The organism is Aminobacter sp. 01T433, assembly GCF_056398585.1.
In genome coordinates this window covers 122,706-143,094 of record NZ_JBFTPR010000007.1, presented here as the reverse complement: position 1 = coordinate 143,094, position 20,389 = coordinate 122,706, and the positions used below count along the sequence as shown (strand labels likewise).

The window sequence follows — 20,389 nt, the reverse complement described above, 5'->3', positions numbered from 1 at the left end:
GGCAGTGGCAGCCCCTCCGCGCTGGAAGGCAGATGAGTTTCGCTATAAGCGACGAGCGGACGACTGCCAGAGCCGGAGGAGCGACGTGACGATCCGACAAATCGTGAGATATCCCGAACCTCGGCTGCGCCTCGTTGCCGAACCTGTCACCGTCTTCGACCAAAATCTTCGCGAGCTCGCGGCCGATCTGCTCGACACGATGCGCGCGGCACCAGGCATCGGCATCACCGCGCCCCATGTCGGTATCGCCAAGCGGCTCGTGGTGCTCCAGCTGGAAGGTGCCGATAGCGCGCGGAGCTACGTCAATCCTGAGATCATCTGGGCTTCGGACGACATGCTGACGCATACCGAAGGCAGCGTGTCGATGCCGGGCGTGACCGACGAGATCCGACGCCATGCGCGGGTCCGCGTCAGCTATCGGGATCTCGACGGCGTCGAGCAAACTGAAGAGGCCGAGGGGCTTCTTGCCGTTTGCCACCAGCATGAGATCGACCAGCTCGACGGGATCTTCTGGATCCAGAGGCTGTCGAAACTGAAGCGCGACCGCCTGGTCAAGCGCTATGAAAAGTTGCAACGGGCGATCTAGAGTTCTGTCGAAGAGGTTGAGGCTTCGGCGCTTGCGATGTTGCCGCTGACGGTTGCCGCCCAGGTCCAAAAATAGGTCGCAAGGCCGCGATCGACATGGATGCGAAGCCTTTCGCCGTGGCGATAGACGACAGCATTGATGCCGGCAAACGAGATGGATGCCGACGCGCTTGCCTTGCCAGGATCAAGCGTCGTTGCGCGCGCGATGAGTTCGTCAATCGCGCCTTCAACCTCGAATATCTGCAGTCCCGCGCTGACCGTGGTCACGGCGAACCCTGCCTGGTGCCAGCCTTGAGCGACAGCAGATGGGCGGGCGAACACGACCAGCAACCGGTCGCGCGCGACCTGAACCGTGTAGGCGTCGCCCTTTGCCCGGCCGAATGCGCCTACCGGTTCAAGCTTTGTGCCCGATGCCTTGTTCCAGGCAGCGAGATCGCCGCTGACAAGATACTGGTTCAAGCCCGGCACCGCACGGATCGAAAAGCCTGGCGTGCCGACAACGGCCGTCTGCCAATCCGGTATGGCTGCCCATTTTTCGGCAAGATTACGCATTGAGCCGCTCTCCTGAAGGATCAAAGGCGCAAGATGCGGTGATCGTCGCGCGCCGTACCAGGCCGAGATGCTGGATATCGATGGTCTCGCCATGGCGAGAGGCTCCGCGCTCGATCACGGCGAGCGCTACCGGCCGCGCCAAGGTCGGGCTGTGGTAGCTCGACGTGACGAAACCCTGGCTCCTGATCTTGCCGCCCTCGCGCAAGATGCCATGCGAGCCGGTCGCCAGTGGATCTTCGCCCTGGGGAACAACAAGCCCGACCAACTGCTGCCGGTTGTCTTGCGTGGCGACGTCGGTGAACAATGAGCGGCGGCCGACAAATTCGCTCTTGCGCTTGGCGCGGGGACCATCGACACCGAGATCGTGCGGCAAGGTGGTGCCGTCGGTGTCCTTGCCGATGACGATATAGCCCTTTTCGGCGCGCAGGATCATCAAGGCCTCGAGCCCGATGGTCACCGCATCGAGTGCCTTTCCGGCCTCGTGCATGCGCGCCCACAGGCGCTCCGCCCTGTCGGCGCGGATCGAGACCTCGTAGCTGCGGTCACCGGTGAAGGACACGCGGGCGACACGAACCGGATCGGTTTCGAACATGCCCTCGCCCATCGCCATGTGCGGCAGGTCGGTATCGTCGAGCGAAAGGCCGAGGTTCAATGCGGCGAGCAGTTTCCTGGCGTTGGGCCCCGACACGGTCAGCGTCGCCATCTCGGAGGTGGCATTGTGGATATAGACAGCGTCACGGCCGAAGCGGTCCTGCCGCCATTCTTCCAGCCGGGCGTGCACGGAGGCCACATGCGAGCTCGAGCAGGAGACGACGAAACGGTGCTCGTCCAGCCGCACCAGAATGCCGTCGTCGAAAACCACGCCATTTTCCGAGAGCATGAAACCGTAGCGGCAGCGGCCGGGCTTCAGCGTCGACATGGTGTTGTAGTAGATGAAATCGACGAATTCGGCCGCCTTCGGGCCCATCACCTCGATCTTGCCGAGCGTCGACCCGTCGAACAGCGCGACCGACTGCCGGGCACGCCGCGCCTCGTCCTGGATCGCCCGGTCGGCGTCCGCCCCACCATAGTGGGCAGGACGCAGCCAGCCGCCATATTCCTGGAACATCGCACCTTGGGCGCGATGGACGTTTTCGAGCGGCAGGCGGCGCACCGGCGACATCAGCTCGCCGCCACGCGGGCCTGCAAAGCTCGCCAGCGGCACCGGCGTGAAGGGGGGGCGATAGGTGGTGGTGCCGACCTCGGGCACTGTGCGACCGGTGACAGCCCCCATCAGCGCCAGTCCGGCAAGGTTCGAGGTCTTGCCCTGGTCGGTTGCCATGCCAAGGGTGGTGTAGCGCTTGAGGTGCTCGACCGAGATGAAGTTTTCGCGCGCGGCGAGCTCGACGTCCTTGGCGGTGACATCGTTCTGGTAGTCAATCCAGACGCGGCCCTTGGCGCCGGGGATAGGCCAGGCGGCGAGGATGCCGGCGGTTGCTTCCACGCCGCTACTGCGGGGCGCGGTGGTTTCGCCCGGCATCGCCTTGGCGGCACTTTCGAAGACATCAGACAGCGAGACCGCGCCTGCGGCAGCCCCAGCAATTGTGATGCCCTCGACCGGATCGCCCGGCAGGAAGGCGGCGCGTTCGTCGCTCCAGGCGAGCTTGCCCCTGGCCTGGCAGAACAGGTGGATTGTCGGGGTCCAGCCGCCTGAGACCACAACGCAATCCGCGTCGAGCGTGGTCCCGTCGTCGAGCACAACGCCTTCGACGCGCATTTTTCCGCGCGCCGAAGCAACAAGGCGACCGGCTATCTGCCTGACGCCCTTGGGTATTGGGGGTGCCCCATCCTTGCGCAGATCGACCATCGTGACGTCGGCACCGGCTTGAGCCAAGGCACCAGCAACCTCGTAGGCGCTGTCATTGTTGGTGGCGACCACGATACGCCGTCCCACCAGCACCGCGTAGCGCCTGAGATAGATCAGGGCCGCATCGGCCGACATGATGCCCGGCAAATCATTGTTGGCGAAAGGCAGCGGCCGCTCGATGGCGCCGGTCGCCAGCACGATCCGGCGCGGCCTTATCCGCCACAGAGTATCGGGCCTGCCATCGCCATGGCGCTGGTTCAGGCCGACCAGATTGTGGTCGTAGATGCCGAAAGCTGTGGTAGCCGAAAAAACCAGATGCCCTGCACTGGAAAGCTCAGCGATCGTCTCGGCGATCCAGACTGACGCTGGCTTGCCATCGATCTCGCTTGTGCGGTGGTTGAGCGAACCGCCTGGCTTGTGCTGGTCGTCAACCAGGATGACGGACTGCCCTGCGGCGGCCGCAAGCTTGGCCGCTGCCAGGCCAGCGGGCCCGGCGCCGACCACCAGCACGTCGCAGTGGCGATTGATCTGGTCGGACGGTCCGGACGATTGCCAGTTGGGGTCGACCGCTCCAAGCCCTGCGACCGCACGGATGCGCGGCTCAAACAGGTGCCAGTCCGGCCACATGAAGGTCTTGTAGTAGAAGGCGGCAGGGATGAAGCGAGAAAAGCGGTCGATGAAGGCGTTGCGGTCGGCGGCAGCGTTGGGCGATGCGTTGACGCTCTTGGCGATCATGCCTTCGAGAGCAAGCTCAGTCGTCGCGCGCGTGTTCGGGGTTGTCGCGACGCTGCCATTGACATCGACAAGGGCGTTCGGCTCCTCGACGCCGGCGCCCCAGACGCCGCGCGGGCGATGGTATTTGAAGCTGCGGCCAACGACGGCCACGTCGCTCGCAAGCAGCGCAGAGGCGATGGTATCGCCCTCAAATCCCTGCACCTTGCGGCCGTCGAAGCTAAACGAGATCGGACGGGAGCGGTCGATGGCGCTGCCGCCTGAAGACAGACGCGTGGCGGTCATTGGGCGTGCTCCGCGCCGTCGAGGGATGTTGACGATTCGACCTTGTGGCTGACGCTGTCGCGCTCCATGACAAAGAATTCGCCGCAGTTCATGTGCACCCAGACCTCGCGGACCGCGCCCTTGGGGTTGTCTCGCATGTAGAGATAGCTGGCCCAGCGATCGGCGGTGACGTCAGTGCCATCAGGCCTAAGGTTGCCGGCCTCGCCGCCAAAGTGAAATTCGGTCTCGTCGCGCTCGCCGCAGAAGGGGCAGGAAAACAGCTGCATGATTTACTCCAGCCTAATGCGCGATGCCGGAACCGGCGGCTTCGTCCAGCAGGCGGCCGGTGACGAAGCGGTCGAGATCGAAGGGGCGGCTGATGTCGTTGTGCTTGCCGGTCGCCAGCAAATGGGCAAGCAAGGTGCCACCGGCCGGGATCGCCTTGAAGCCACCGGTGCCCCAACCGCAATTGAGGAACAGGCCGGGAAGAGGCGACTCGCCAATGACAGGCGAAGAGTCCGGCACGACATCGACGATACCGGCCCATTGCCGCATCAGCTTGAGCTGGCCGAAAGCCGGGAACATTTCGAGAAGCCCTGAAATGACGCCCTCAAGTGTCGGCAGATTGCCGCGCTGGCCATAGGATGGCACGCGGTCGAGCGCACCGCCGATGACGATCTCGCCCTTGTCGGACTGGCTGACATAGACGCCAGTGCCTGGCGACAACACCACCGTGTCGAGGATCGGCTTGACCGGCTCGGAAACACAGGCCTGAAGCGCGTAAGAATTGATCGGCAGGCGAAAACCGGCCTTGGCCGAAAGTACGGACGAATGTCCTGCGACCGCCATGCCGATGCGGTCGGCGCGAATGGTGCCGCGCGAGGTGTGCACGCCACGGCAACGCCCGCCCTCGACGATGAAGTCGGTGACCTCGCAATTCTGGATGATGTCGACGCCGAGGGCGCTTGCGCCGCGCGCATAGCCCCAGGCGACCGCGTCGTGGCGGGCGGTGCCCGCCCTGCCCTGCCACACCCCGCCGAATACCGGAAAGCGTGCGTCGGGAGCAAAGTTGAAGATCGGGGCGACACGTTTGACATCTTCGGGCGAAAACAGCTCGGCGTCGGTGCCGTTGATCTGCATGGCGTTGACGGTGCGCGCGGCGATCTCCATTTCGCCGATGCTGTGGCAGAGCGTGACCATGCCGCGCTGGGAGAGCATGACGTTGTAGTTCAGCTCCTTCGACAGGCCCTCGTAGAGCTTGTGGGCCAGTCCGTAGAGCGCAACGCTTTCGGGATAATAATAGTTGGAGCGCACGACCGTCGTGTTGCGGCCAGTATTGCCGCCGCCGATCCAGCCCTTTTCCAGCACCGCGATGTTGGTGATGCCGTGGGTCTTGGCCAGATAATAGGCGGTTGCCAGCCCATGCCCGCCACCGCCGATGATGACCGCGTCATAGGTCTTCTTCGGCTCGGGCGTGCGCCAGGCGGGTTTCCAGCCCTTCTGGCCGGCGAAACCTTCCTTGATCAGCGACAGCGCGGAGTAGCGGCGGGTCATAATGCCATTTCCTGGAAAATATCCGTCTTATGCCTGATCGGGATGATGCGAGGCTTACGCCCGCACAGGCATAGGAATCCTCCCGAACCGGGAGGAAACTAATGGCAATGTACATATATGTCCAGAGGGTGAATTGGCCTCTGCGCACCCCTGCTAGGCGCTGGCGGAAATCGGCCATTTGGGAAGCCTGATCCTGGTGTAAGGCAGGCTGGACAAATGCGAGGTGACGGTACCTTTCGAGGCGGCGTAGATCACGGCACTTGCGACCTTTTCGTAGGATGCGCGGAAGTGCTGGGTGGATTTCACCACCACGATCCGCTTCTTGGTGAGATCGCAGCCGATGCCGGTGAACAGGTCGGTGTCGATCGCCTGGGAGCGTTCGGAAGCGAGCAGGATTTCGACACCGCCGCAGTCGATCAAGGCGCAATCGCCCATCGGCGCCGGCACGCCGCCCAAGCCCGTCATCACCAGTTCGCGCTTCAGCGCAAGCACCCGACAGGTGACATCGACCGGATTGCCCGAGCTTGGCCCAATCTTGCCGCCGACGCGCAGCGGCAGCACGGCGCCCTCACCGGCCTCGAAGAGCAGCCGAACCGCGATCGGGTCCCACAGCGGACCGATGACGGCGTCGCGGATGCCGCGCTCGATCATGCGGGCGAGGAAGAAGGTCGAGTCGCTTGCGGCACCACCGCCGGCATTGTCGGCGGTATCGGCGATGACAACGGTCCCTGCGGGTGCGGCGAGCGCCTGGTCCAGTGCCTCGTCGATGGAAGGCATCGGCGGCACGATCTCGGCGCGCATGGCGTAGAGGTCGTCGGCCAGCCGCTGTGCCAGCGATTGTGCAAGGTCCTCGTTGTCATCGGTGTAGACCACCACGCGCGTGCCCATTTCAGGCACGTCGGCCCAGGGGAAGCCTTGGGCGATCGAAACGGACAGTACCTTGTCTTTCTGCTCCATGGCGCGGATGCGGCCGATGATCGACAGGCCGGGTTCCGTGGTGGTGCGGATGAATGTGACCATGCCGGTGTCGACAAGGGCTGCCTTCGGCTTGATCTGGCCAGTGGCGATGCGGTGGCAGAGGTCGACAAGCTGGACGCCACATTCGTAGACGTCGGTGTGGGGGTATTCCTTGTAGGCCAGCAGGATGTCGACATTGTCGATCATCTCAGAGGTCATGTGGCAATGCGGGTCGAGTTCGCAGCCAACGACCGTATCCTGGCCGACGATCTCGCGGATGCGGGCGAGGATGTCGCCTTCGCAATCGTCGTAGCCTTCGGCAACCATGGCGCCGTGCAGCGACATCAGCACCATGTCGACCGGCAGGACTGCGCGGAGATCGTCGAGCAACTGGTCGCGCAGCGTCTCGTAGGCATGGCGAGTGGTCGTTCCGCCCGGTTCCGCCGAGGCGCTCAGGCCTTCGAACAGGGTCCAGCCCTCGCGGCGGCCACGCTCGCGCGCTGCCCACAGCTGGCCGCCGTAAAGCGTCATGTGATCGGGATGCTGGCCGGCAGGATAGTAGTCGCCACCTTCAACGAAGGCGGTCAAGCCAGTGGGGATGGGCGAGAATGTGTTGGTCTCAGTCGCAAGGACGGCACTGAACACGCGCATGAATAGACAACTCCGCTTGCGGGTTATGAGGTGAAGATTTCAGCGAGGCGGGCATGCGCCGTCTCAGTGTCGATGACGCTGGCCTCGCCGATCAGGACAAGGCGGCAATCGGGCTCGAATTTCGGAAACGGGCGCAATGTGGCGCGCCGCCCGACCATCTGCAGCAGCAAACTTTGTCCCGGCCGCTCGATGAAATTGACGATGCCCTTGGCACGGATGAGCCGTGGCGCAAGCTGGTCCATGCCGGCCTGAAAACGATCGAGCGCGACAGGTCCTGCCGACTGCCATTCGATCGAGGTGAAGCGCGATGCCCCGACCTTTGCCTGGCCAGGCTGGGCCTGAGGCCGCTCAGCGACGAGCAGTGCTTCGATCGGCATGGCGTCGTCGTCGGTCTCGAAGACCAGCGTCTTGTTGAGCCACACAAGCTCCGCCCGCAGGGCTTCGCCGGAGGTTTCGCTCAACCCTGTCTTGGACAGGGCGATGAAATCCGCAGCTTCCACCTGGGCGCGCCACAGTTCGTCGCGCATGCGCCCGGGATTGGATGCGACCTCGTCGGCATCGACGACGGCGACCACCGCATCAAGCCGGATGTCGTTCCACAGGATCGGGTCCATCAGTGTTTCGGTGATGCCCCTGGGGTCGGCGACCCCGCTGGCTTCGATGACGATGTGGTCGGGCTTGACGGGTTGGGACAGCACAAGCTTCAGGGTGCGCAAAAGGTCGCCCTGCAGCGAACAGCAGATGCAGCCGTTCTTGAGCCCAACAACCGTGTCGGCGGCATCTGCGATCAATTCGGCATCGATGTTGATGGCGCCGAAGTCATTGACGATGGCGCTGATGCGGCGGCCTTCGGCGCGCAGTAAAAGCTGGTTGATGAATGTCGTCTTGCCGGCGCCGAGAAAGCCGGTGACAACGAGGACCGGAACGCTCACGCATCACCTCGCCTGATAGGACGGCCTGGTGCCGAAGCCTCGTCCAGCACCCCGTCGCAGATCACCTGCTGACCGTTGACCAGCATGTGTCGCACGCCTTCAGCCGGCAGGTTCATCTCGGCGAAGGTGGCGCGGTCAGCGATGGTAGCGAGGTCGAAGACGACGATGTCGGCATCGCAGCCCGGCTGCAGCCGGCCCTTGCGCTTGAACAGCGGCGCGCAGCTCTCGACGATCCGGGCCGGTATCAGCGTGCACTTGGCAATGGCCCCGACCAGCGGAATGGCATCACGCTCGCGCACCCACTGGCGCAGGAAGCGGGTAAAGGTGCCCGAAGAACGGGGATGTGCGGTCTTGTCTGCGCCGAGCGGCCATTCGCTGCCTTCGTAAGGCGATCCGTCCGGCTGGCTCCACGGCATGGCGTCGGACGCGATGGCGCCGCCTGGATACATCACGGAGACGTCGAGCAGCGCGCGGTGGCGTGGATTGTCCTCGGTGTCGAGGAAGTGCCAGAGCACCAGCGCCGAAGGATCGGCCTGCCGGACCTTCTTGAGATCGTCGATGCCGTCGAGACGACGGTGCGTGGTGACGAGTTCGATCGCGTCGTAGCCGGTGCCGGTGCGGGCCGAGAATGCCGGATCGACGAAGAAGCCGGCGCTGACGACCGTCGAGCCGGTGCCGTAGGGATAGGCCTCGGTGGTGATCTTCAGCCCTTGCGCCTGCGCCTTGGCGATGATGGCCGCGGCGCGTTCGACATCCTGCAGGCTTGTCGAGTTGAGGTGGCAGATATGCATGTGCGCGCCTGTGGCACCTGCCAGCCCGATCAACGTGACATAGGCCTCGATCGAGCTCTTGGGGTCGATGTTCGACATCTGCGCGATGTGGGTATAGGTCGGCGTGTCTGTTTCGGCGGCCAGATCGCAGATCAGGCTCATCTCCTTGGCGCCCGCACCCGGCGCGTAGCCGGCGGGAATGCCGATGCCAAGCGCGCCCTCTTCGATGCCCTCTCGGGTGAGCGCTACGATCTCGGCCGCCTGCGCTTCGGTGGCGGCATCGGTTGACCAGCGCGGGTCGTCGAAGCCGCGTCCCATGACGGTGATCGGCGCTTCGCCGGGCTTGAGCTCCAGACCGATCATCACCGCCTTGCGGGCGAAGACCCAAGCGGAGGCGGTGCCATAGTTGAGTACGCGCGCTGTGTTGGCCTGCGCGTCGTACCAGGCGCCAACCGGCAAGGCGCCGACTTACAGTTCGAGCGCGGTGGTAACGCCATCGAAGGCCTGCATGCGGTCGGCGGGCACGGACTGGCCGTGCGCATGCAGGTCGATGAAGCCGGGCGCAACGATCAACCCCTTGGCGTCGATCACCTGTCGCGCCGGGCCAAGATTGGCGCCGATGGCAGCGATACTATCGCCTGATATGGCGACGTCGGTAATCTCGTCGCGGCCGGTCTCGGGGTCGATGACACGCCCGCCCCTGATCACGATGTCATGCATAAACGACCCTTTCGGCGGCACGGCGCTTCTTGCCCGGAACGGCATCGATCAGCCGGCGGGTGTAGTCGGACTTTGGCGTGCGGAAAATCACTGATGTCGGGCCGACCTCTTCCAACACGCCCCGGTTCAACACACCGACGCGCTGGCAAAGGTGATCTACCACCGACAGATCATGCGAGATGAACAGCATCGCCAGACCCTGTTCGCTGCAGATCTTGCGCAACAGCTGCAACACCTGCGCCTGGCTGGAAACGTCGAGCGCCGACACCGGCTCGTCGGCGATCAGCAGCTTCGGGCTGGAGGCCAGTGCACGGGCAATCGCGATGCGCTGGCGCTGGCCGCCGGAGAACTGGTGCGGGAAACGGTCGAGCCAATCGGGATTGAGGCCGACCTGCTCCATCAGTTCAGCCGCACGCGCCGTCAGGGCTGTACCCCTGAGATCGGTGTAGGATTTGAGCGGCTCGGCCAAAAGGTCACGCACCCGCCAGCGCGGATCGAGCGACGCATAGGGGCTCTGGAACACCATCTGGATATCGCGACGCCTGTCGCGCAAAGCCTTGCCGCGCAGAGCAAGCCAATCGCCGCCGTCAAAGCTCACCGAGCCAGCACTCGGCTCGGTCAGTCTCGCGATGATGCGGCCGATGGTCGACTTGCCCGAACCGCTTTCGCCGACAAGGCCGAAGGCCTCGCCGCGCTTGATGGAGAAGCTGACATCGTTGACGGCCGTCAGCTGGCGCGGCTTTTCGAACAGCCGGCCCGACAGCGTGAAATGGCGGACCAGCCCGCGGACTTCGAGCAAAGCGTCGTCAGCCATGGCTCACCTCCGCCATGTGGCCGGCACCGAAGCTCGGCCGCGCATTGAGCAATTGAAGCGTGTAGGCATGTTTGGGACGGCTTAGCACGTCGTCGACATGGCCGGCCTCGACAATGACGCCGTCCTTCATCACCACGACATCCTCGCAGACATCGCCAACGACATCGAGATCGTGGCTGATCAGGATCATCGCGGTGCCCTGCTCACGGCTCAGCTCCTGCATCAGGCGCAGGATCTGTGCCTGCACAGTGACGTCGAGTGCGGTGGTCGGTTCGTCGGCGATGAGAAGGGCCGGCTTGAGCGCGATTGCGGCGGCGATGACGACACGCTGGCGCATGCCGCCCGACAATTGATGCGGGTAGGCGTCGATGCGGCGAGCGGCATCCTGGATGCCGACGCGCTCGAGCAGGTCGAGGCTCGCCGCGCGGATCGCCTTGCGCGACATGCCGGGGCGATGAAAGCGGAAGACTTCGCCGATCTGGTCGCCGACCCGCATGACCGGGTTCAACGTCGCCATCGCATCCTGAAACACCATGGCGATGCGGTTGCCACGCAGCTTTCGCCAGTCGCGGCCCGACAGGGCCAGCAGGTCACGGCCTTCGAAGGTGACCGCGCCGCCCAAAATGGCGTGCGAGGCGTCCGTCAGCCCCATCAGCGCGTAGCCGATCGAGGATTTTCCCGAGCCGCTTTCGCCGACGACGCCGAGCACCGAACCCGGCGCGACGGAGAAGCTGACGCCGTTGACGGCGCGGACGGCGCCGTGCCGGCTGGGATAATCGACAGTCAGGTCTCGAACCGACAACAAGGGAGAGGCCGTCATGGTCACATCCGCTCCAACCGGGGATCGAAATAGTCGCGCAGGAAATCGCCAAACAGGTTGATGCCGACCGAGGAGATCAGAACGGCGATGCCGGGCGCGATCACGATCCATGGCTGCTCGTAGAGGAAGTCGCGCCCTTCCGAGATCATGACACCCCATGAGGCCGTCGGCGGCTGCACGCCGAGGCCGAGGAAGGACAAAGCGGCTTCGGAGATGATGACCAAAGCGATGTCGAGGGTGGCGACGACCAGCACGGCGGGCAGCACGTTGGGTAGGACGTGGGTGAAGATGATGCGCATCTGCGACACGCCCATGGTGATGGCGGCATCGACATAGTCGAGGGTGCGGATACGCATGGTTTCGCTGCGCACGATGCGGGCGAAATTGATCCACAAAGCAAAGGCCAGCGCCATGACCAGCGTGGCGAAGCCGGCCCCCAGCACCGCCATGAAGATCAGCGCCAGAAGCAGGAATGGAAAGGCGAGCTGGAAGTCGACGATCCGCATGATGATGGTGTCGACGATGCCGCCGAAATAGCCGGCCAAGGCGCCGAGCGTCGAGCCGACGACGAGTGCTATCGACACCACGATCAGCGCCACCTGGATCGAGACCTGCGCGCCCATGATGGTGCGGCTGAGGATGTCGCGGCCCATATTGTCGCCGCCAAGCAGGTTTGTGGTGCTGCCGCCATCCTGCCAGACGGTGGGGGCGTAACGCCACTCGATGACCTGCTGGGCATGGTCGTGCGGGGCGATGCCTTTTGCGAATATGGCGCACAACACCACGATGGCGATCAGGAACAGGCCTGTCATGCCCTTGGCACTGCGGCTCAGGGCACCCAAGAAGCGCCGCTCGGTCTTGGTAGCGGGTACGATAACGGCTTCAGTCATCACGCACCCTCGGATCGATGAAGCGGTAAAGGATGTCGACGATCAGGTTCAGCGAGATGAAAAGTGCCGCCGAAATCAGCACCACCGCCTGGATGATCGGATAGTCGCGGACATGGATCGAATCGACGGCAAGCCGGCCGATGCCGGGCCAGGCGAACACCGTCTCGATGACGACAGTGCCTGACAACAACGCGCCCATCTGCAGGCCAGCGAGCGTGACGATCGGCAACAGAGCATTGCGCAGCGCGTGACGCAAGATGATGGTGAGGCGCGGCACGCCCTTGGCGGTGGCGAAGGTGATGTAGTCCTGTTGCAGGACCTCCAGCATGGCCGAGCGGATCAGCCGCGCATTGACAGCTACCAGCACGAAGGCGAGCGAGATCGACGGCATGATGAAATAGCGGAAGGCATTCCAGAAGATGGAAAAGTCCCGCTCGGCCACTGCACGCCCGATGCTTGCCAGTGCCGATCCGCGATAGCCCGACGCCGGCAGCCAGCGCAGCTCGATGGAAAACCACAGGATCATCAGCACGGCGAGCAAAAAGCCCGGCATCGACACGCCCAGGACGGCGACGAAGGTGCCGGCATAATCGAGCCAGCTGTCGCGTTTGAGCGCAGTTGCGATGCCGAGCGGGATCGCGATGACGAAGGCCAAAAGCAGCGTCCAGAAGGCGAGTTCGCCGGTCGCCGGCAAGCGGTCGGCGATCAGGCTGGTGACCGGAACGCCCTGGCGGATCGAGGTGCCGAGATCACCCTGCACGGCATGGCCGAGATAGGCGACGAACTGCTCGGGCACGGATCGCGTCAGCCCCATCTTTTCGCGCAGCATGTCCATGTCGGCAACGCTCATGCCGGGATTGCCGGCGGCAATCACGTCGACCGGATCGCCCGGCACGAGCTTGACCAGCGAGGCCACCACAAGGATGACCCCGAGCAGGATGACGGCCGCATAGAGCAGCCTCGATACGACCAGCCTGAGCATCAATCGGCGCGGGTCACGAGGTCATGCCGAGCTGGTCGATGCGAAGCTCGCCGGCGGGATTCATGCGGGCGTCGACGACGTCCTTGGAAACGACAGCGAAGTTGAGCGGCTCGAACAACGGCTTCCAATAGGCTTCGGTGACGACCTTGGCCTGGATCTTGTCGAGGATGGCCTGCCTTGCCGCCGGATCGGAGGTCACGCGTTGCTCGGCGATCATCCCGTCGAGTTCGGCATTCTCGTGGAAGGCGCGGTTCAGCGCGCCCTTGGTGTGAAGCACCGGATAGACGATGTCGGCGTCGGTGTAGGAATAAGTCGAGATGACCATGTCCTGCCCGCCCTGCGCGGTGATGGCCGCCCATTGGGCGATCGGCAGGGTTTCGATTGCTATTTCGACGCCGATTTCGCGCAGCTGCGCCTGGATCACCTCGGCGGTGCGGCGGATGACCGGAGTGTCGTTGGCGACCAGCTTGACCTTGAGGCCCTGGGCAAGGCCGGCCTCGGCCAGCAGCGCCTTGGCCTTTTCCGGATCGTAGCCGTATGCGAGCTCGGCCGTCTTGGGCGAGTAGCCTGATATCGAGCTCGCCACCGGCGAAGTCGCAGCCACGGCAAAACCATCCAGTGCAAAGGCGATCAGCCGCTTCTGGTCGATGGCATGCGCAAAAGCCTGGCGCACCTTTGGATTGTCGAAGGGCTTGTGTTTCTGGTTGAACACGAGCGCGCGCATCATCTGGGCCGGGCGCTCCGACAGAACCGCGTCGGGGTTGCCACGCAGGCGGCGAACGCTGTCGAGCGGCACCGAGGCGCCACCATACATCGCGTTGATCTCGCCGGTTTCGAAGGCGGCGATGCGGGTCGAATCCTCGGGGTAGTGGAGCAATTCCACCGCATCGATGCGCGCAGGTGCGGCAACGGGCGCATAGTCGTCATTGCGCTCGAGCCGCATGCCACGGTCGGTCGACCACGACACGAACTTAAACGGACCAGCGCCGACCGGCTTGCGGCCGAACTGGTCGCCTGATGCTTCGACGGCGGCACGCGAGATCGGCGCGGAATAACCAAGCGTCAGGCCGACCCAGACGGCAACGAAAGGTTCCTTGAAGTGGTAGGCGACTGTCAGCGGGTCGATGGCTTCGGCGCGTTCCAACGGGCCAAGGAAGAAGGCGCTGGGCGACGCGGCTTCGGGCGCCAGATGGCGCGCAACGGTCCAAGCCACCGCCTCGGCATCGCAAGGCGTGCCGTCGTGGAACTTGACGCCCGGCTTCAGCTTGAAGGTCAAGGTCTTGTTTTCGTTGCTGAAGGCCCAGCTTTCGGCGAGGCCCGGCAGGATCTCGCCGTCGTAGCCGGCGCGCGCCAGCGGCTCGTAGATCATGTCCATCGTGGTCGAGGACACCGACAAGGTGGTCTTGTGCGGATCGAGCGTATCGGGCTCTTCCGAACGGCCGACACGCAGCGTGCCACCGGTCTGCAGGGCAAACGCCTTGCCTGGAAGGCCGAGGCTGGCCGCAGCGGCAAGGGCAGCCGCGCCGCCTAGAAAACCGCGACGCGAAAGCGTTGCCTGCTTGAGACAGTCGCGCGCCAGCGCGTCGAACTCCTGGGGAGATAGGTTCCGAAGGGACATGTTACACCTCGCCGTAGTGGGTTGATCAGGCTCGCTTGAAGCTCAGTTTCTTGATGCGGTCGGAGTTCATCTCGAAGCCGTCGGCAGTCACCGCCAGCGTCGCATTCCACGGCAGGCCGGGACGCATGTCGGTGCCGGGCTGCAGCAGGAACCACAGGTCGGCATCGGCAGCGACGATGGGCGCGGTCATGGCGCCCAGCCCCGAGCGCAGGCGGAATTCGCCCTTTTGCGCGTCGCCTGTGATCTCGACCTCGAAGCCCTGGGCCGTGTTGACGTAGCGCCCAGCCAGCGGACGCGCTGCGGCGGCGTCAGCTTGCAGCGGTGCGTAGACGCGCGGGGTGCCGCAGAAAACACCATCGACCTTGCCGTCGGCACGCGGGCTCAGCACCAGATCGGTGATGGCGCGTTCAGGCTTGGCGCCGCCTTCGTGGCCGAAGTCGAAGCCGCCGACACCGCCCGCATTGAGGAAGGTCGGCACGCCATCCTTGGCGACGATCTCGAAGACATCGGGGCCGCCTTCCTGCCTGTAACGACCGGGTGCGAGTGCGATCGGTGCTGGGGTTTCGTCGCCGAAATAGATATCGGCAATGCGGCGGGCGACGGCGAAGGAGGCGACCTGGTCGTTGTTGGCGATGATGACGACACCAAAACCGTCATCGACAAAGCGGGTCGATTCCGACTTGCCGCCAGCGACGGTGCCGCCATGGCCGACAGCGCGCCGGCCACGATAGACATCGGTGACCAGGCCAAGGCCATAAAAGCCGGTGGCGCCGTTGTCGAAGACGCAAGGCGTGGCCATGCGCTCGTACATTTCCGGCGTGCCGACCTTGGGATCAAACAGGTTCTGCTGCCAGATGATCATGTCGTCGAGGGTCGAGATCATGCCGCCCTCGCCACCGAGATCGAGGCCCCAGTTGAGGTTGGCCCAGCCAGCGGTGCGCCTGGTGTAGTGCGCGGCGAGCCGCTTCATCGCCGTTCCGTCGCGGATCAGAAGCGAGGTATCGTCCATGCCGAGTGGGCCGGTGATGCGCTTGCGCAGCACCTCGTTGAAGGTCGCGCCCTCGATCTGCTCGATGATCTCGGACAGCATGAAGAAACCGGCGTTGCAGTAGGTCATGGCGCTGGAAGGCGCGAAGTTCAGGGCGTCCTGCTGGGCGATGACATCGCGGCCAGCCTGGCGGTCTGACGGGGCAAAGATCGACAGGCCGGCAAAGATCATGGCTTCGAGATGGTCGCGGAAGCCCGAGGTGTTGGAGGCGAGATGGGCCAGCGTCACCGGCTGTTCCAGCTTCGGTACATATGGCAGATGTTTCTGCACCTCATCAGTAAGACTCAGCTTACCTTCGGCCTCCAGCATCAGGATCAGCAGCACGGTGAACTGCTTGGTCTGCGAGCCGATGCGGATGATCGTCTTGCGGTCCATCGGCACGGAATTGTTGATGTTGGCAAAACCATAGGTGTTGGCGAAGATCTCACGTCCGTTCTCGGTGACCGCCACGACCGCGCCCGGGCCGTCGGGGCTGGTGAAATCCTGAAACAGCGCATCGATGCGCGCAGCAAAATCGGCCGGTGCCTTGGTCATGCCGGTCACTCCCTTCCTGATGTAATCGTATTGCCGGCGGCGCCGAGCGCTGCGCCGGATGTGCATGGAAAACGGTTGGCGCAACGCACCTGGCTCAACCGCGATGCAGTGCCATCATTGTGTCTGTCGCTACGCATGGTCCTGCCCTCCCGCATTACCTGACACGACGCGCTGAGCGTCATCGGGTGCAGGGAAGCGTCCCCTGCCAATCAATAATTTGCTGCTCCCGCAATTTTATGATGCAATCGGTAAGATTTCTTTTTGCATGCGTCAAGTCGTTTGCGTAAACGCTAAATCCCTGCCACTTTTAGAAAACGAAACAGGCTCGGCAGAGCCGGAGAGAATGTGACCCAACAACCGCGACTGAGTGAATGCTTGCGCGCCATGCGCCAGCGCCATGGGCTGAAGTTGCAGGACGTCAGCGAACGCACCGGCCTTGCCCTGTCGACGCTGTCCAAGGTCGAAAACGACCTGATGTCGCTGACCTATGACAAGATCCTGCAGATCTGCACGGGCCTCGATATCCCCGTTACGGAACTGCTGAATTTCGAACCGGCCAAGGGGGTAGCGCGCACGAGGCGCTCGGTGGTGTCTGGAGCGAATACGCTGCAGCTGGCGACACGGAATTACGCCTACAGCTATCTGTGCACCGACCTGATCAACAAGCGCATGGTGCCGATCATCGCCAAGATCCATGCCCGCACGCTCGAGGAATTCGGCCCGCTTGTCCGCCACGTTGGCGAGGAATTCGCCTATGTGCTCGACGGCGAAATCGAGATCCACACCGACCACTATGCACCGACGCGTCTCGCCACGGGTGACGGGGTCTACATCGATTCGACCATGGGCCATGGCTATGTCTCGGTCGGCACTGGTGAGGCGACGATCCTGTGCGTCTGCTCGGCCCCAGAATCCGGGCTGGAACAGGTGCTTATCGATCAGGCGTGAGCGTGCTGCTGCGATCTATCGAGGCATAGTTGGCGACAATGCTGGAGGTCTGGCTTTCGCCGCTGCGGTAGTCCAGTCGCCGCATGGACAGGCCATAAAGCTCAGACAGCCTGCTTTCCGTGCACATGGTGGCGACGGGCCCCTCCTCGCTACGTGCTGAACCGTGGAGAAGCACCGCCCTGTCGGCGATTTCCAGCGCATGGGTCGGCTCGTGCGTCGTCATGATGATGGTGAGGCGACGCTCCAGCGAAAGCCGGCGCAGCATCGACAGCACGACCGCCTGGTTATGGAAATCAAGTGCCGAGGCCGGCTCGTCGAGAAGCAGGATGTCGGCTTCCGAGGCCAGCGCGCGGGCGATCAGGACGAGCTGGCGCTCGCCGCCCGACAAGGTGCCGATCGCGCGCTTGGCAAAAGCCTCCAAGCCAACCAGTTCCAGAGCTTCGGCCGCATGTTGCCTGTCGTGGGCCGTCGCATTCGAAAACAGCCCGACATGCCGCGCCCGCCCCATCAACACGACATCGGATACCGAATAGGCAAAGGGCGAGGCGAAATGCTGGGGGACATAGCCGACAGTGCCGCTGCTGCGGATCGCGCCAGCGGTCGGTGCCATCAGCCCGGCAATGCATTTCAGCAGCGTTGTCTTGCCGCGCCCGTTGCGTCCCAGCAGAACCAGCGTCTGCCCCTCCTCAAGCGAAAAAGACAGGTCGCGAAACAGCCATGGTGTATCGGCGGCATAGCGAAAGCCCAGCGATTGCGCGTTGATCATCGCTACCAGCCCTCATTGTGGGTACGATGCAGCAGCACCAGGAACACCGGCGCGCCAACGATCGCGGTAAGCACGCCAAGCGGTATTTCGGCCGGAATGAGCGAGCGCGCCATGACATCGACGAGCAGCATGAAGCTCGCGCCCAGCAACGCAGATGCCGGCAGCAGCCGGCGATGATCGGGCCCGACGAGCGAGCGGGCGAAATGCGGCACCACCAGGCCGACCCAGCCGATGATGCCGGAATTGGCGACGCTTGCCGCCGTGATCCCCGTCACGCAGCACAGCACCAGCCATCGTGTCGGCTCGACCTTGAGCCCGAGACCACGCGCCTCCTCGTCGCCAAGCGACAGGATGTTGATGCGAAAGCGCATCAACATCAGCGGCAGGGCAAAGACAGCCACGATCGGCACCATATAGAGCGCGCGCTCCGGCGTTGCGCTGGCAAACGATCCCATCAGCCAGAAGACGATGGCCGGAAGCGTGTCATTGGGATCGGCGAGATAGGTGGCGAGCGAGACGAGCGCGGAAAACAGCGCCGAAATGACCACGCCCGACAGCACCAGCATCAGGATGGACGATCGGCCAGCCTTGCGGCTCATCAAAACGACCAGAAACAGAGCGGCGAGCCCGAAGGAAAAGGCCATCGACCACAGGGCAACGGCACCGAGGCCAAGCAGGATCGCAAAAACGCCGCCGAACGCCGCCCCTGAAGAAACGCCGATGACATGCGGATCGACGAGCGGATTTCGAAAGACGCCCTGTAGCACCGCGCCGGAAAGTGCGAGACCGGCACCTACGAACCCGCCGATCAGCATGCGCGGAACGCGCACAAGTTCCACCACCCGCCACACCGGCTCGGCAACGCCCGCCCGGCCCGGGCCAATGCCAAGCCAACCCAAGACAAGGGTCGAGAGATCACCAAGGCCAACGCCGTAGCGGCCGATCGACAACGACGCGACCAATGCCGCCAAAAGCAGGACGACCAGAGCGGGCATGGCCAAGCCGTTGCCGCTCTCCCGCATTTCGGCCGCCGTGGCTGTGCTGTCGTTGTCGACCGCCGAAGACATCAGAGCGACCCGGCAGTCGTTGATCGATACGGCTGGTGAAACGCTGCGGGTTCGTCGGTGAAGACCAGGGCCTTCAGAATATCCTGGAAAAGGTTGGGCTCATGGCGCGGATCCGAGCAGAACTGCTCGATATGGTCGCCATTGTGCATGAACACCTTGCCGCCATTGGGCATGCGCCAGACCCAATCCACCGGGCCTTCGTGGATGGTGCCATCTGCAGTCGGGCCGCCGATCAGACACAGCCACTGCGCGCCATCGGGCGCATCGGCATAGCCGCGCGCATATTGCCCCAAGATACCTTCGTGGCGATGGTAGTTCTCGAAGTCCATGCGGCCGAAATAGCCACCCGGCTCGGCCGGCCGGATCATCCAGTTGGTGAAAGGCTTGGGGCTGACCGCCTTGAACGGCGACAGGCAAGGCAGCCACGGAATGATGATGTGGCCATTGATCAGGAAATGGCCGCCCGAGGCGAGATAGTCGACAAGCTTTGCTTCAATCGACTTGAGGAATATCTGGTCGTGCATGCCCGACAACATGAGCACGTCGACATCGCCGAGATCCCTGTCCTCGAGCTCGTAGATGTCAATGGGGCTGTAGCGCCAATCCTGCGGCACCAGGCCGCCGATGCGATCGATGTTGTAGCTTCTTGTCGAACGGACATAGAGCAGATGCGGCTTGCTGCCGCCGCGAAAGCCGATCTCAGTCACGGGTCTGCACCTCCGCCTTGAGCCAGGGGTAGAAGCCGTTGAGAAAGCGCGTGGTTGCCGGCATGAAACGCCGGCCGTGATGGGTATGCGGATCAATGGTTGAGGCGATCAGCCGGCCGCCGCCGTCGACCGGCAGGTCGAACATCAGGCAGCCCTCGTCATTGTCGAGATTGAGGATCGGCGTCGCGGCCTCGGGAAAGCGGAAGGCGCCGAAGAAGTGCCAGCACATGTCGGCCAGCGGGATCGCCTCCGCCATCGGATGCAGCGGCTTGGGCTGATAGGCCTCCATGCGCCCGCCCGGGCGCATCCACCACTTCCAGTCCTCGGTCTCGCGGCTGAACCACTGCACCGACACGACATCGAGCCATTCGTCCATGCGGTTCGGTTCGAAGACGATCAGGAACCCGCCCTGCGCCAGATAATCATTGAGCTGGCGGGCATGCTTGCGCAGCAGGTCCTGATTGGAGAAGTCGGGAACCACGATCGCCTTGAATGCGCTCAGGTCGACCCGGTCGAGGAAGCGCAGATAAATCTCTTCATCGAGCCAGGCCTTGTAGTCCTGGAAGCATTGCAGATGTGCGCCATCGCCCGATGTGACGAAACCGATATCCTTCACGTCAGTTGCTCCCCAG

18 protein-coding genes and 1 pseudogene are annotated in these 20,389 nt (G+C 63.7%); 2 read left to right on the top strand and 17 right to left on the bottom strand.

Features of this window, described 5'->3' with window-relative positions; all coding sequences use genetic code 11:
- Positions 1-85: 85 nt before the first annotated feature.
- Positions 86-586: a peptide deformylase gene (locus AC1DLV_RS14260; protein WP_476802128.1), complete on the top strand. Its 501-nt coding sequence runs from the start codon at positions 86-88 to the stop codon at positions 584-586.
- Here the strand turns inward: AC1DLV_RS14260 and AC1DLV_RS14255 are convergent.
- The 13 genes and pseudogenes from AC1DLV_RS14255 to AC1DLV_RS14195 all read right to left on the bottom strand — a co-directional run bounded on the left by AC1DLV_RS14255 (position 583) and on the right by AC1DLV_RS14195 (position 16,269).
- Positions 583-1,137 (bottom strand): hypothetical protein, encoded by a 555-nt coding sequence (locus tag AC1DLV_RS14255; protein WP_476802127.1) that lies wholly within the window; start codon positions 1,135-1,137, stop codon positions 583-585. The genes AC1DLV_RS14260 and AC1DLV_RS14255 overlap by 4 nt on opposite strands.
- Complete coding sequence (locus AC1DLV_RS14250; protein WP_476802126.1) at positions 1,130-4,000, bottom strand: sarcosine oxidase subunit alpha family protein; 2,871 nt, start codon at positions 3,998-4,000, stop codon at positions 1,130-1,132. Before AC1DLV_RS14250 ends, AC1DLV_RS14255 begins: the two co-directional genes overlap by 8 nt.
- Positions 3,997-4,266, bottom strand: coding sequence for a sarcosine oxidase subunit delta (locus AC1DLV_RS14245; protein ID WP_476802125.1), 270 nt, complete (start codon positions 4,264-4,266; stop codon positions 3,997-3,999). The genes AC1DLV_RS14250 and AC1DLV_RS14245 overlap by 4 nt, the downstream gene beginning before the upstream one ends.
- 13 nt (positions 4,267-4,279) lie before the next feature.
- Positions 4,280-5,533 carry a sarcosine oxidase subunit beta family protein gene (locus AC1DLV_RS14240; RefSeq protein ID WP_476802124.1) on the bottom strand — a complete coding sequence of 418 codons (1,254 nt, stop codon included), beginning with the start codon at positions 5,531-5,533 and terminating at the stop codon, positions 4,280-4,282.
- Between the two features lie 153 nt (positions 5,534-5,686).
- The gene (locus AC1DLV_RS14235) at positions 5,687-7,141 is read right to left on the bottom strand and encodes a M81 family metallopeptidase (protein WP_476802123.1); all 1,455 of its coding nucleotides are present in this window, start codon (positions 7,139-7,141) and stop codon (positions 5,687-5,689) included.
- A gap of 23 nt (positions 7,142-7,164) precedes the next feature.
- Positions 7,165-8,073: a CobW family GTP-binding protein gene (locus tag AC1DLV_RS14230; protein ID WP_476802122.1), complete on the bottom strand. Its 909-nt coding sequence runs from the start codon at positions 8,071-8,073 to the stop codon at positions 7,165-7,167.
- A pseudogene (locus AC1DLV_RS14225) lies at positions 8,070-9,563 on the bottom strand (amidohydrolase family protein). The gene AC1DLV_RS14230 and the pseudogene AC1DLV_RS14225 overlap by 4 nt, the downstream one beginning before the upstream one ends.
- On the bottom strand, positions 9,556-10,377 hold the full coding sequence (locus AC1DLV_RS14220; protein WP_476802121.1) for an ATP-binding cassette domain-containing protein: 822 nt from the start codon (positions 10,375-10,377) through the stop codon (positions 9,556-9,558). Before AC1DLV_RS14220 ends, AC1DLV_RS14225 begins: the two are co-directional and overlap by 8 nt.
- Entirely contained in the window at positions 10,370-11,197 is an 828-nt protein-coding gene (locus AC1DLV_RS14215; protein WP_476802120.1) for an ABC transporter ATP-binding protein, read from the bottom strand. Before AC1DLV_RS14215 ends, AC1DLV_RS14220 begins: the two co-directional genes overlap by 8 nt.
- A 2-nt stretch (positions 11,198-11,199) precedes the next feature.
- Positions 11,200-12,087, bottom strand: a complete 888-nt coding sequence (locus tag AC1DLV_RS14210; protein WP_476802119.1) for an ABC transporter permease — start codon at positions 12,085-12,087, stop codon at positions 11,200-11,202.
- A complete protein-coding gene (locus AC1DLV_RS14205) occupies positions 12,080-13,069 on the bottom strand; it encodes an ABC transporter permease (protein WP_476802118.1) in 990 nt (329 codons plus the stop codon). The genes AC1DLV_RS14210 and AC1DLV_RS14205 overlap by 8 nt, the downstream gene beginning before the upstream one ends.
- A 13-nt stretch (positions 13,070-13,082) precedes the next feature.
- Complete coding sequence (locus tag AC1DLV_RS14200) at positions 13,083-14,687, bottom strand: ABC transporter substrate-binding protein (RefSeq protein WP_476802117.1); 1,605 nt, start codon at positions 14,685-14,687, stop codon at positions 13,083-13,085.
- Between the two features lie 25 nt (positions 14,688-14,712).
- Positions 14,713-16,269, bottom strand: coding sequence for a serine hydrolase domain-containing protein (locus AC1DLV_RS14195; protein ID WP_476802116.1), 1,557 nt, complete (start codon positions 16,267-16,269; stop codon positions 14,713-14,715).
- Positions 16,270-16,614: 345 nt separating this feature from the next.
- Between AC1DLV_RS14195 and AC1DLV_RS14190 the strand changes: the two genes are divergently transcribed.
- Positions 16,615-17,217: a helix-turn-helix domain-containing protein gene (locus AC1DLV_RS14190; RefSeq protein WP_476802115.1), complete on the top strand. Its 603-nt coding sequence runs from the start codon at positions 16,615-16,617 to the stop codon at positions 17,215-17,217.
- On the opposite strand, the gene AC1DLV_RS14185 is transcribed toward AC1DLV_RS14190, so the two are convergent.
- From AC1DLV_RS14185 to AC1DLV_RS14170, 4 genes are read right to left on the bottom strand one after another with little or no spacing between them, the layout of a single operon-like run.
- Positions 17,201-17,983: an ABC transporter ATP-binding protein gene (locus AC1DLV_RS14185; protein WP_476802114.1), complete on the bottom strand. Its 783-nt coding sequence runs from the start codon at positions 17,981-17,983 to the stop codon at positions 17,201-17,203. The genes AC1DLV_RS14190 and AC1DLV_RS14185 overlap by 17 nt on opposite strands.
- A gap of 2 nt (positions 17,984-17,985) precedes the next feature.
- Positions 17,986-19,050, bottom strand: a complete 1,065-nt coding sequence (locus AC1DLV_RS14180; protein WP_476802113.1) for a FecCD family ABC transporter permease — start codon at positions 19,048-19,050, stop codon at positions 17,986-17,988.
- Positions 19,050-19,757: a hypothetical protein gene (locus tag AC1DLV_RS14175; protein WP_476802112.1), complete on the bottom strand. Its 708-nt coding sequence runs from the start codon at positions 19,755-19,757 to the stop codon at positions 19,050-19,052. The genes AC1DLV_RS14180 and AC1DLV_RS14175 overlap by 1 nt, the downstream gene beginning before the upstream one ends.
- Positions 19,750-20,373 carry a hypothetical protein gene (locus AC1DLV_RS14170; protein WP_476836174.1) on the bottom strand — a complete coding sequence of 208 codons (624 nt, stop codon included), beginning with the start codon at positions 20,371-20,373 and terminating at the stop codon, positions 19,750-19,752. Before AC1DLV_RS14170 ends, AC1DLV_RS14175 begins: the two co-directional genes overlap by 8 nt.
- Positions 20,374-20,389: the final 16 nt, after the last annotated feature.

Coding starts and splice junctions, on each gene's coding strand:
- AC1DLV_RS14255 (WP_476802127.1), bottom strand. CDS start 1,137: ATGCGTAATCTTGCCGAAAAATGGGCAGCCATACCGGATTGGCAGACG.
- AC1DLV_RS14205 (WP_476802118.1), bottom strand. CDS start 13,069: ATGCTCAGGCTGGTCGTATCGAGGCTGCTCTATGCGGCCGTCATCCTG.
- AC1DLV_RS14245 (WP_476802125.1), bottom strand. CDS start 4,266: ATGCAGCTGTTTTCCTGCCCCTTCTGCGGCGAGCGCGACGAGACCGAA.
- AC1DLV_RS14215 (WP_476802120.1), bottom strand. CDS start 11,197: ATGACGGCCTCTCCCTTGTTGTCGGTTCGAGACCTGACTGTCGATTAT.
- AC1DLV_RS14240 (WP_476802124.1), bottom strand. CDS start 5,533: ATGACCCGCCGCTACTCCGCGCTGTCGCTGATCAAGGAAGGTTTCGCC.
- AC1DLV_RS14220 (WP_476802121.1), bottom strand. CDS start 10,377: ATGGCTGACGACGCTTTGCTCGAAGTCCGCGGGCTGGTCCGCCATTTC.
- AC1DLV_RS14200 (WP_476802117.1), bottom strand. CDS start 14,687: ATGTCCCTTCGGAACCTATCTCCCCAGGAGTTCGACGCGCTGGCGCGC.
- AC1DLV_RS14180 (WP_476802113.1), bottom strand. CDS start 19,050: ATGTCTTCGGCGGTCGACAACGACAGCACAGCCACGGCGGCCGAAATG.
- AC1DLV_RS14195 (WP_476802116.1), bottom strand. CDS start 16,269: ATGACCAAGGCACCGGCCGATTTTGCTGCGCGCATCGATGCGCTGTTT.
- AC1DLV_RS14250 (WP_476802126.1), bottom strand. CDS start 4,000: ATGACCGCCACGCGTCTGTCTTCAGGCGGCAGCGCCATCGACCGCTCC.
- AC1DLV_RS14185 (WP_476802114.1), bottom strand. CDS start 17,983: ATGATCAACGCGCAATCGCTGGGCTTTCGCTATGCCGCCGATACACCA.
- AC1DLV_RS14210 (WP_476802119.1), bottom strand. CDS start 12,087: ATGACTGAAGCCGTTATCGTACCCGCTACCAAGACCGAGCGGCGCTTC.
- AC1DLV_RS14235 (WP_476802123.1), bottom strand. CDS start 7,141: ATGCGCGTGTTCAGTGCCGTCCTTGCGACTGAGACCAACACATTCTCG.